General features: G+C 71.3%; 5 protein-coding genes. 4 read left to right on the forward strand and 1 reads right to left on the reverse strand.

The window, feature by feature from the left end; genetic code table 11:
* On the reverse strand, positions 1 to 789 hold the full coding sequence (locus tag OG595_RS02270; protein WP_329267202.1) for an IclR family transcriptional regulator: 789 nt from the start codon (positions 787 to 789) through the stop codon (positions 1 to 3).
* Positions 790 to 994: 205 nt separating this feature from the next.
* Between OG595_RS02270 and OG595_RS02275 the strand changes: the two genes are divergently transcribed.
* From OG595_RS02275 to OG595_RS02290, 4 genes are all read left to right on the forward strand, one after another.
* Positions 995 to 1,819: an AraC family transcriptional regulator gene (locus OG595_RS02275; RefSeq protein WP_329267203.1), complete on the forward strand. Its 825-nt coding sequence runs from the start codon at positions 995 to 997 to the stop codon at positions 1,817 to 1,819.
* Positions 1,820 to 2,267: 448 nt separating this feature from the next.
* Positions 2,268 to 2,534, forward strand: a complete 267-nt coding sequence (locus OG595_RS02280) for an acyl carrier protein (protein ID WP_329267205.1) — start codon at positions 2,268 to 2,270, stop codon at positions 2,532 to 2,534.
* Positions 2,518 to 3,399, forward strand: coding sequence for a thioesterase domain-containing protein (locus OG595_RS02285; protein ID WP_329267207.1), 882 nt, complete (start codon positions 2,518 to 2,520; stop codon positions 3,397 to 3,399). Before OG595_RS02280 ends, OG595_RS02285 begins: the two co-directional genes overlap by 17 nt.
* A gap of 196 nt (positions 3,400 to 3,595) precedes the next feature.
* Positions 3,596 to 10,543 carry an SDR family NAD(P)-dependent oxidoreductase gene (locus OG595_RS02290; RefSeq protein ID WP_329267208.1) on the forward strand — a complete coding sequence of 2,316 codons (6,948 nt, stop codon included), beginning with the start codon at positions 3,596 to 3,598 and terminating at the stop codon, positions 10,541 to 10,543.
* Positions 10,544 to 10,546 lie beyond the last annotated feature (3 nt).

Below are 10,546 nucleotides of genomic sequence, written 5' to 3' on the forward strand. Positions count from 1 at the left end.
TTACGCGCCCACCCCCGCCATCCGCCACCCTTCCGTCCGGTCGCGCTGGGAGACCGCCTCGGCCGTGGCCATGACCAGCGGGGCCAGTCGGGACGGCTGGAGAATGTGCGGCGGGCCCACCACGCCCACCGACGCCACCACCGTGCCGCGCGCGTTGCGCACCGGGGCCGCGAGCGCTCCCCGGCCCTCGCGCAAGGTGCCGCACACCATCGCGTAACCTTCGCGTCTTATCTTGCTCAGGTGATTTCGCAACGTGGTGCCGTCGGTGATGGTGGCGGGGGTGTACGCGCGCAACGGGCCGGCACAGATCTCGTCCTGCAGAACGACTCCGGCGTACGCCAGCAGGACCAGGCCCGCGGCGGTGGTGTGCAGGGGGAGCCGGCAGCCCGGGTCGCCCCAGAAGGCCGTCAGACCGGGGTCGTTGGAGAGGAAGGACAGGCAGACGCTCTCCGTTCCGTCACGCAGGGCGAGAACGGCCGCGCCGCCCGCCTGGCCGTGGAGTTCCACGAGGTGGGACTGCGCGGCCTCGGCCAGTCCCGCGTAGCGGGGGGCCAGCGTCGCCGTCTCCCACAGTCTCAGGCCGATGCTGTAACCGCCTTCTTCTCCTCGTTCCAGTGCGCCCCAGCCATGGAGCTTGTTGACGATGCGATGAACCGTGGCGACCGGAAGACCGGATCGCCGGCTGATGTCGCTCAGCGTCAGAGTGCGGTTGTCGCGGTCGAACACGCTGAGGATGCTGAGCGTCCGGTCGACAACCGAGCGCTCGGGGGCGCCGGAGGGGGTGGTCATCCCGTCAACTTCCCTTCACCTGCACATCATGTGGGGATGGTTACTCGTGCATGCGCCAGAAGTGATCTGGCAACGGGCGGCCACATCTATCATTGATTTTTAAAGAAGCTTGAGAAAGGTCGATTCCGGAACGCTCATGGTCGATTTCGCTTCGTTACCGATTCCTGTGATCCCGTACACCCCCCTCCGCAGACCGGGGATCGGCATGGCCGTGACCTCGCTCAGCGAGGTGCGCACGAAGGTCTGCCTAGACTTCGCCACCGCCCCCCACCGGTTCGCTTACCACCAGATCATGCTGGTCGGGTCGGGAACCGGAGACTTCACGATCGACTCCACGCACTACTCGTGCACGGTGGGCTCCCTGCTGTGGATCAGGCCGAACCAGGTGATCCAGTTCGCGTCGGCGACGAACATGGAAGCCCGCCTCGTCATGTTCACGGAGACCTTCCCCCTGCGGCTGCGCGCTCACCTGGGCATGCTCGACGACGTGCTGCGCCCCTGCCACTGGCAGCTCCGCGACGACGAGCTGGCCACCTTCCGACGCGTGCTCGCCCTGATGCAGGAGGAGTTCGAGCGGCCCGACCAGGGGCTCGGCGAGGACATCCTCAAGCATCTGCTGGCGGTCACCCTGATGCACATCGACCAGATGTGCCGCGGCCAGCACACAGACCGTTCGACGGCCGAGGCCCCCACGGGCGAGAACGGCGAGCTGTTCCTGCGTTTCCGGCGCGAACTGGAGGCCTCCTACCGCAGGACCCGCCTGGTCGAGGACTACGCCGCCGCGCTCAACTGCACGCCCCGCACCCTGTCCCGGGCCTGCCGCACGGTCGCCGGCACCTCGACCAAGGACCTGATAGACGCCCGCGTCGCCCTGGAGGCGAAGCGCCTGCTGGTCCACACGGACCTGCCCGTCGGCAGCATCGCCCGCCAGCTCGGGTTCACCGAAGTCACGAACTTCGGCAAGTTCTTCGTACGGCGCGTGAATATGACACCTGGCACATTCCGGCGCGGCGACGATTCACAGAATTAACGCCGACCGCGGTTTCCGGCCACAACTTGACTTGCCGGTAACATTTTCCGCCTCGCGTTCTACGCCCGTAAACCACGATTTCTTTCCACTCTCCGGAAGAGTGGTTGTCCAAGATTCAGTCAACTGGCAAGACTGTGGCCTGCACGGTTCGGGCGGCCACTCCCGAACGCCGCTCCTTTCGTGCGGAGCAGCATGTCCGAAGCAGGAGACCGGATTCCTGCCACACCCATCTACTGACGGGTTGTTCTCTGCCGCACGCGGTGAAATAGCTCACAGAAACACTGCCGTCTATCTCGACCCATTTCCGCACCGGCCCGCCGATCCACGCCGGCTCGGAACAGTGCGCTCCCGAATCGGGCCCCGAAGGGCCCTTTCGAGCGGAAGCGTTCACCATCGATTCGCGCCCCGGGCCCCCAACCGAGCGCGCCACAGGGAAGGACGACACACCATGGCCGTAGTGACCGCTCGTGAGGCCCAGGACTGGCTGATCGAGAAGATCGCCCACCGGATGAGCGTCCCCTCGGGCGAGATCTCACCCGAGGTGTACTTCGACGAACTCGACCTCGACTCGACCGAGGCACTGATCCTCGCCGGCGAGATGGAGAACTGGCTCGGCTTCGAGCTGAGCACGACGACACTCTGGTACCACCCGACCGTCAAGGACCTGGCGGCCTACATAGCCGAGGAGTGCGGCCGTCGTGCGGCCGCCGCGTAAGGGTCCGCCGCCGGTCGCCCGCCCCTTCCGCACCGCCGCGTCCGCCGGGCACACGGTGTACGTCGTCCATCCGGGCGCCCTCGCCGCCCAGGTGTACGAGGGGCTCGCGGACGCACTGCCGGACGGCACCGGCCTCACCGTGCTCGACCTGGGCGCGGTCCCCGAGTACGCGGACGCGGCGCTCACCGGAGGCCGGGCCGCGACCACCGTGGCGGACCTGGCGGCACTGCTGCTGGCCGCGCTGGAGCGGTCGCGCGAGGAGAACGGCGTCACCGCGGAGGGGAGCTGGAGCCTGGCCGGCTGGTCCTTCGGCGGGGTGCTCGCCCTGGCGATGACCGGGCTGATGTCCGCCGGACGACTGCCCGGGCGCCTGGTGCTCCTCGACAGCATCGCCCCCGTCGAGGAGTACAAGCAGCCCGACGACGCCCTGCGGCCGGACCTGCTGCTCAGTTGGTTCGCCATGTACCTGGGTGCCAAGCGGGGCCGGCCGGTGCCGCTCGACATGGACCGGCTGGCCGGGTGCGGGACCGACGAGGGGCTGACGGCCGTCCTCGACGCCGCGACCGCCACCGGGGCACTGCTGCCCGACACCCCGCTGCCGGGCCTGCGCAAGCTCTACGACACGTACGTCGACGGCCTGTTGCGCAACAACCGGCTGACCGCACCGCACCGCCCGGGACCAGCACCGCTGCCCCTGCTGCTGGTGCAGGCGGAACGCAGCCTGGTCCCGGCCGACCCGACACTCGGCTGGCGCCCACTGGCCCCGCACGGCCTCACCACGTACCGCTGTCCCGGCGACCACTACACGATGCTCGCCAGGCCGGACTCCCTCAGCGTGATCGCACCGCTGCTCCAGGCGTCCTGACCGGCACGTTCCCGCCGTATTCGCCTCTTCCGCTCTCCCCCTCCCCCTCCCCTGCCCTCCCCCTCCCCTCCCCGCTTCTCTTTCCCTTCTCTCTTTCTGCCTTTCCGCCCCGATTCCTTCTCTCGTGCGTCATGTGCCGTTCCTCCGAACCGCTGCGGGGCGAGCGTCCCCCGCCGTCCGACCAAGAGAGCCTCCCGTGAACGCTTCGCACCCTTCCGAACTCGACCGCCGGCTGGCCCGCGACCCCATCGCGATCGTCGGGTTGTCCGCCCTGTACCCCAAGTCGCCCGACGTGCGGGCCTTCTGGGACAACGTGGTCTCCGCCGCCGACTGCATCGAGGACGTGCCCGAGACCCACTGGAGTGTGGCCGAGCACTACGACGCCGACCCCTCCGCGCCCGACAAGACGTACTCGAAGCGGGGCGGCTTCATCCCGCCCGTCCCCTTCAACCCGCTGGAATTCGGCCTGCCGCCCAACACCCTCGAAGTCACCGACGTGCTCCAGCTGTTGAGCCTGGTCGTCGCTCGCGATCTGCTCCGCGACGCGGGCTCCGACCAGCAGTGGTACGACGCCTCACGGACCGGGGTCGTGCTCGGGGTGACCGGCGCCAACCAGCTCACCCAGCCGCTGTCGGCACGGCTCCAGACGCCCGTCATCAAGGAGGTCGTACGCAGTTGCGGCCTTTCGGAGCGGGACGCCGACGAGATCGCGGAGAAGTTCAAGCTGGCGTTCGCACCGTGGGAGGAGAACTCCTTCCCCGGCATGCTGGGCAACGTCGTGGCCGGACGGATCGCCAACCGCCTCGACCTGGGCGGCACCAACATGACCATCGACGCGGCCTGCGCCAGTTCGCTGGGCGCGGTGAAGGCCGCGGTCAGTGAACTGCTGGAGCGGCGCTCGGACATGATGCTGGTGGGGGGCTGCGACGCCGAGAACACCATCTTCATGTACCTGTGCTTCAGCAAGACGCCCGCGTTCTCCAAGGCCGGCCGGATCCGTCCGTTCGACGCCGACGCGGACGGCACCCTCATCGGTGAGGGCATCGGCATGCTGGCGCTGCGCCGCCTCTCGGACGCCGAGCGGGACGGCAACCGGATCTACGCGGTGATCCGCGGCATCGGTTCGTCGAGCGACGGCCGGTTCAAGTCCATCTACGCCCCGCGCAAGGAAGGCCAGATGGCCGCCCTGCGCCGCGCGTACGAGGACGCCGACTGCTCCCCGGCGTCGGTCGAACTGTTCGAGGCGCACGGCACGGGTACGGCGGTCGGCGAGGCCACCGAACTGTCGGCTCTGTCGGCGGTGGTGTCGGAGCACACCGAGGAGCGGCAGTTCGCGGCGGTCGGCAGTGTGAAGTCGCAGATCGGCCACACCAAGGCGGCGGCCGGCGCGGCCGGCATGATCAAGCTGGCGCTCGCCCTGCACCACAGACTGTTGCCGCCCACCATCAACGTGGACGCCCCGAATCCGGCGCTCGACTGGCCCGCGAGCCCGTTCTACGTCAGCACCCAGACCCGCCCGTGGATCCGTGACCCGCGCCGGGAGCAACGCCGGGCAGGTGTCTCCTCGTTCGGGTTCGGCGGCACCAACTTCCACCTGGTGCTGGAGGAACACGGCGACGGGGACGACCTGCGGGTGATGTTCCCTGTGAGCCAGGTATACGCATGGCATGAACCTGACATGAATGCCCTGATACGGGCCCTGTCGGAGGGCGGGCGGCCACGGTCCGAACCGGCCCCCTCATCCCATCCACGGCTCTCCCTGGTGGCCCGCACCGAGGACGAACTCGCCGAGCTGCGCGCCCTCGCCGCGGCCGAACTGCGGGCCAGGGGCGAGGCCGACTCCTGGGCGCACCCCAAGGGGATCTACTTCCGCCGGTCCGCCGCCCCCACCGGAAAGGTGGCCGCGCTCTTCGCGGGACAGGGCAGCCAGTACGTCTCCCCCGGCCGGACCGCGGTCCTCGCGCTGCCCCCGCTGCGGGCGGCCTTCGACCGGGCCAACGCGGCCTTCGGGGATCATGAACTCCCCCTGTCCCGGGTCGCGTTCCCGCCGCCCGCCTTCGACGGGGCGACGCGCGCGGCCCAGGAGAGCGAGCTGCGCCGCACGGAGTACGCCCAGCCCGCCATCGGCGCGCTGGCAGCCGGGCACTTCCGGTATCTGGCCGAACTGGGCTTCGACGCCGACGGGTTCCTCGGCCACAGCTTCGGTGAACTGGCGGCGCTGTGGGCGGCCGGCGCGATCGACGACCACACGTACTTCGCGCTGGCCCGGGCCCGGGGCGCCGCGATGGCACCGCCCGCCGAGCCCGGCTTCGACCCCGGGGCGATGGCCGCGGTGACCGCCTCCGCCGGGCAGCTGGAGCAACTCCTGGCCGAACACCCCGGGTTGGCCGTCTGCAACCGCAACGCGCCGGACCAGGTGGTGGTCGGCGGTGCCACCGACGCCGTCGAGCGGCTGGTGGAGGCCTCGAACGCGAACGGCGTACGGGCGACTCGGCTCCCGGTGTCGGCTGCCTTCCACACGCCGTTCGTCGCCCACGCCGTGGAAGCTTTCGGCCGCCGCGTCGCCGACGCGCGCATCGTCGAACCACGGCGTCCGGTCTTCGCCAACTCCCCCGGCGCCGCCTACGGTCCGGACCCCGACGCCAACCGGCGGACGCTGGTGGAACAGCTCGTCAAGCCGGTGCAGTTCGCCGACCGGGTCGAGGAGATGTACGCGGCGGGCTTCCGTACGTTCGTCGAGTTCGGTCCCAAGGGAGTGCTGACCCAGCTGGTCCACCGCATCCTCGGCGAGCGCGAGCACTTCGCGGTCCAGCTCGACCCGGGCAGCGGCGGGGACGCCGACACCGCGTTGAAGCGGGCGGTGGCCCAACTCCTCGTACTCGGGCTCCCGTTGGGCACGGCCGACCGCTATGTCTCGCCGCCGCTCGCCGCCGAGCCGGCCAAGGGCATGACGGTGCCGCTCAACGGCATCAACCATGTGCCGCAGGCCCGCCGCGACGCGTACCGGAAGGCACTGGAGAACGGCTACCGGGTGACAGGTGCGAGCGGGGCCGCCGATGCGGGTGCCGCGCGTCCCGGCCAGGAGGCCGTCCCCGTGCCGCGTACCGCCGTCACACGCGTTCCCGAGACGGCGCCGCTTCCCTCGACCGCGCCCGTGTCCACCTCGGCCACGGTCGCCGTACGACCGGCCCCCCACCCGTTGGCGCCCGCCGCGCCGCCTGTTCCCGCCGCCCACATCACGGAGAGCGAGCCTGTGGAAGAACACGACCGGACACCCGCCCCCGACCGGCTCTCCGGACTGATCGCCGACCACCTGGCCCTGCACGACGACTATCTCAACGGCCAGTTGAACAGCGCCCAGCGCCTGATGGGCATCCTGGAGCGGGCCGGCGAGCAGGGCAGGGTCGATGCGGTGATCCCCGGCGTGGCCACGGTGAAGGAACACGGGCTGGCCATCGGGCGCACGCATCTGCGAGCCAACGAGATCCTGCGGGACCTCGCGTCGATGGAGCTCGGCACGCTGGCACCGGCGGCTCCGGCCGCGCCGACCGCTCCGGTGACTCCGGCCGCGCCCGCGGCGCCTGCCGGGCCGCCCGCGGCTCCGGTGGCGGCTGCCGTCGCACCCCCGGCCACCCCTGCGCCCGTCGCGCTGCCGGCCCCCGCGCCTCTCCCGGCCCCCGCGCCCGTCGCGGCCCCGGACGCCTCCGAGCCCCCGTCGGCCCACGTCACGGCGGACGAGGTGGCGGCGGCTCTCCTCGACGTGGTGTCACAGAAGACCGGCTACCCGGCCGAGATGCTCGAACTCGGCATGGACGTGGAGGCTGACTTGGGCATCGACTCCATCAAACGCGTCGAGATCATGGGTGTACTCCAGGAACGCTTCCCGAGCCCCACCCCCGTCGGACCCGAACAACTCGCCGAACTGCGCACGTTGCACGAGATCGTGAACTTCGTGCTCAGTCTCGGTGGTTCGCGCGGCACGGCTCCCCGGGTCCAGCAGGTCACGGTTGCCACCGCGACCACCTCCCCTCGGGCCGCGATCGGCGCGAAGGACGTGGCGGACGTACTGCTCGGTGTCGTGTCGGACAAGACCGGCTACCCCGCGGAGATGCTCGACCTCGGCATGGACGTGGAGGCCGACCTCGGCATCGACTCCATCAAACGCGTCGAAATCATGGGCGTACTCCAGGAACAGTTCCCCAGCCCCACCCCCGTCGGACCCGAACAACTCGCCGAACTCCGCACATTGAACGAGATCGTCGGCTTCATGCTCAGTCTGAACGGCGGTTCGGAGTCTGCGGCCTCGACTCCGGTGGCTGTCAGGGCTCCGGAGGGCGGCGCGGCCCCCGCTGTCGACGGTGACGCCGTGCGCGGGGCCCTGCTCGGTGTCGTGGCGGCCAAGACCGGCTACCCGGCCGAGATGCTCGACCTCGGCATGGACGTGGAGGCCGACCTCGGCATCGACTCCATCAAACGCGTCGAAATCATGGGCGTACTCCAGGAACAGTTCCCCAGCCCCACCCCCGTCGGACCCGAACAACTCGCCGAACTACGGACATTGGGCGACATCGTGGCCTTCGTCGCCGGGCTGTCCGGGGCCCCGTCCGGTCCGGCCATCTCCGCTGGCCCCGCCGCGGGTTCCCCGGAGCGGGAGCCGGGTTCCGGAGCGGCGCCCGTCGCCGTGCCGGCCGCCCTCGGCCGTGGTCAGGCGTCGCTCGCCGGGCTGCCGACGCCCGACCGGCTCGTCGGCGCCTACCCGCTGGGGGCCGCCGCCGTGGTCGTCGACGACGGCAGTGAGGTCGCCGAGGCCACGGCGGCACGGCTCGTCGCGACCGGCTGGCGGGTGCGTGTTCTGCGGCTGCCGGGTGTCGCCCCACGGATCACCGGGGCGGTGGACCTTCCTCTCGGCGGCTGGGGTGCGAGCGAACTCGCGGCCGGATTCGCGGAGTCGGGCGGCGAGCGGGTGCATCTCGTGCTCGCGTTCGCGGCCGCCGGTGAACTGCCCTGGGCCGAGGGCGTGCGGAGGCTGGCACACACCCTGCTGATCGCCAAGCACGCGGTCGGCCCGCTCACCGAGGCCGCCGCGGGCGGTCACCGGGCCGCGTTCGTCACGGTCACCCGGCTCGACGGAGTCTTCGGGCTCGGTGGGGTGAGCGAGGACGCGGTGCCTGCCGGCGGTGTCGGCGGACTGGTCAAGACGCTGGCCGTGGAGGCGCCCGAGCTGTACTGCCGGGCCGTCGATCTCGCCCCCGCGCTGAACTCCGCGGACGCGGCGGAACTGGTCCTGGAGGAGGTGTACGACGCGGCCTCCGGCCCGGTCCAGGTGGGCCGCGACGGTACCCGCCGGGTCGCCCTCACCCTCGAACCCACCCCGCGCCCCGCCTCCGGCGAGGGAGTGGGCCCGGCCGGGACGTCCCCTGCCCTCACCTCGGACGACCTGCTCGTCGTGACCGGCGGCGGACGCGGGATCACCGCCCGCTGCACGGTGGCCCTGGCCGCCGCACACCGCCCCGGCCTGCTGCTGCTCGGCCGCACCGCGCTCGGCGAGGAGCCGGAGTGGGCGCGTGGACTGGCCGACGCGGCGGCGCTCAAGGCGGCGGCCGTGGACCAGTTGAAGCTGGCGGGCGAGAAGCCGACGCCGAAGCGGGTCGAGCAGCTGTACCAGGCCGTGACCGGTGAGCGCGAGGTCCGTTCGACACTCGCGGAGATCCGGGCGGCGGGCAGCGAGGTCGAGTACGTGGCGGTGGACATCGGCGACGCCGCCGCGACCGCCACCGCGCTGGCCCCGTACCGGGAGCGCGTGACGGGAGTGGTGCACGGTGCCGGTGTGCTCGCGGACCAGCTGATCTCCGCGAAGAAGGCGGCCGAGATCGACCGGGTCTTCTCGGTCAAGCTGGGCGGCCTGCGCTCGGTGGTGGCCGCGCTGCCCGCCGAGCGGTTGCGGCACGTGGTGCTGTTCTCCTCGGTCGCGGGGTTCTTCGGCAACCGGGGGCAGTCGGACTACGCGATGGCCAACGAGGTGCTCAACACCTGGGCCGCCGCCTTCCGGCGCAGCCGTCCGGAGGCGCATGTGACCGCCCTCAACTGGGGTGCCTGGGACAGCGGCATGGTGTCGCCGCAGATCAAGGCCGTGTTCGAGGAGCGGGGCATCCCGCTCATCCCGGTGGGGACCGGAACCCTGATGTTCACCGAGCAGTTCGGCCCCGAGAGGGCCGGCGACGTGGTCACGGTTCTCGGGCCGACCACTCCCCTGTCGGCTCGCGAGCACATCGCGCCCACGTCACCGGCCGTACTGGAACGGGATCTCGCCGGCCTGGTCACCGATCCGCTCGTCGCGGACCATGTGATCGGTGACGTACCGGTGCTGCCCGCCGCCGCCGCCCTCGGCTGGGCCGCGGGCGCGGTGGAACGGCTGACCGGCGGCGTCGTCGCGCAGGTCCGGGACTTCGCGGTCCACAAGGGCGTGGTCTTCGACGGCGGCAGCGCCGCGGGAGGCTTCGGCGGGCCCTTCCAGCTCTCCGTCGACCCGACGCCCGACGGCGCCGAGGCCGACGTGGCGATCCGTTCGACCGGCGCCGACGGCACCGTACGGCCGCACTACGCGGCCCGGGTGATCCTGGGCGACGCCGGCGGCGAGGCCCCGCGCCGGGTGGCCGGGCTGCCCGCACTGGGCGGCGGCAGCGACGCGCAGGTGTTCTACGCCGACGGCACGCTCTTCCACGGGGAGTCCCTGCGCGGGCTGCGGCGGGTGCTGACCTCGGGTGAGACCCGGTTGGTCATGGAGTGCGCGCTGGCCGAACACCGGCCGGCGGGCGGGGCGTTCGGGACGGGCCGGTACGCGCCGGGCACCGCCGATCTGCTGCTCCAGGCCGCGCTGGTGTGGATGCGGCTGCACCGTGACACCGCGAGCCTGCCGATGGGGGTGGCGCGGGTCGATCTGTACGAGGCGCTGCCGGACGGGGAGCCGTTCGTCGTGGTGGTGGAGCCGGAACCGGCCACTGTGAACGGCAACGGGAACGGGAACCGTACGTCCGCTGCGCTCACAGTGACGGCGTGCGCTCCCGACGGCCGGGTGTTGACCCGGTTCACAGGAGTTTCCCTTGTGTCCACCCCGCAGCTGGCCGCCAAGTTCGCGAGCCGCTGAGCC

Origin of the sequence: Streptomyces sp. NBC_01451 (assembly GCF_036227485.1) — a bacterium.
GTDB lineage: Bacteria > Actinomycetota > Actinomycetes > Streptomycetales > Streptomycetaceae > Streptomyces.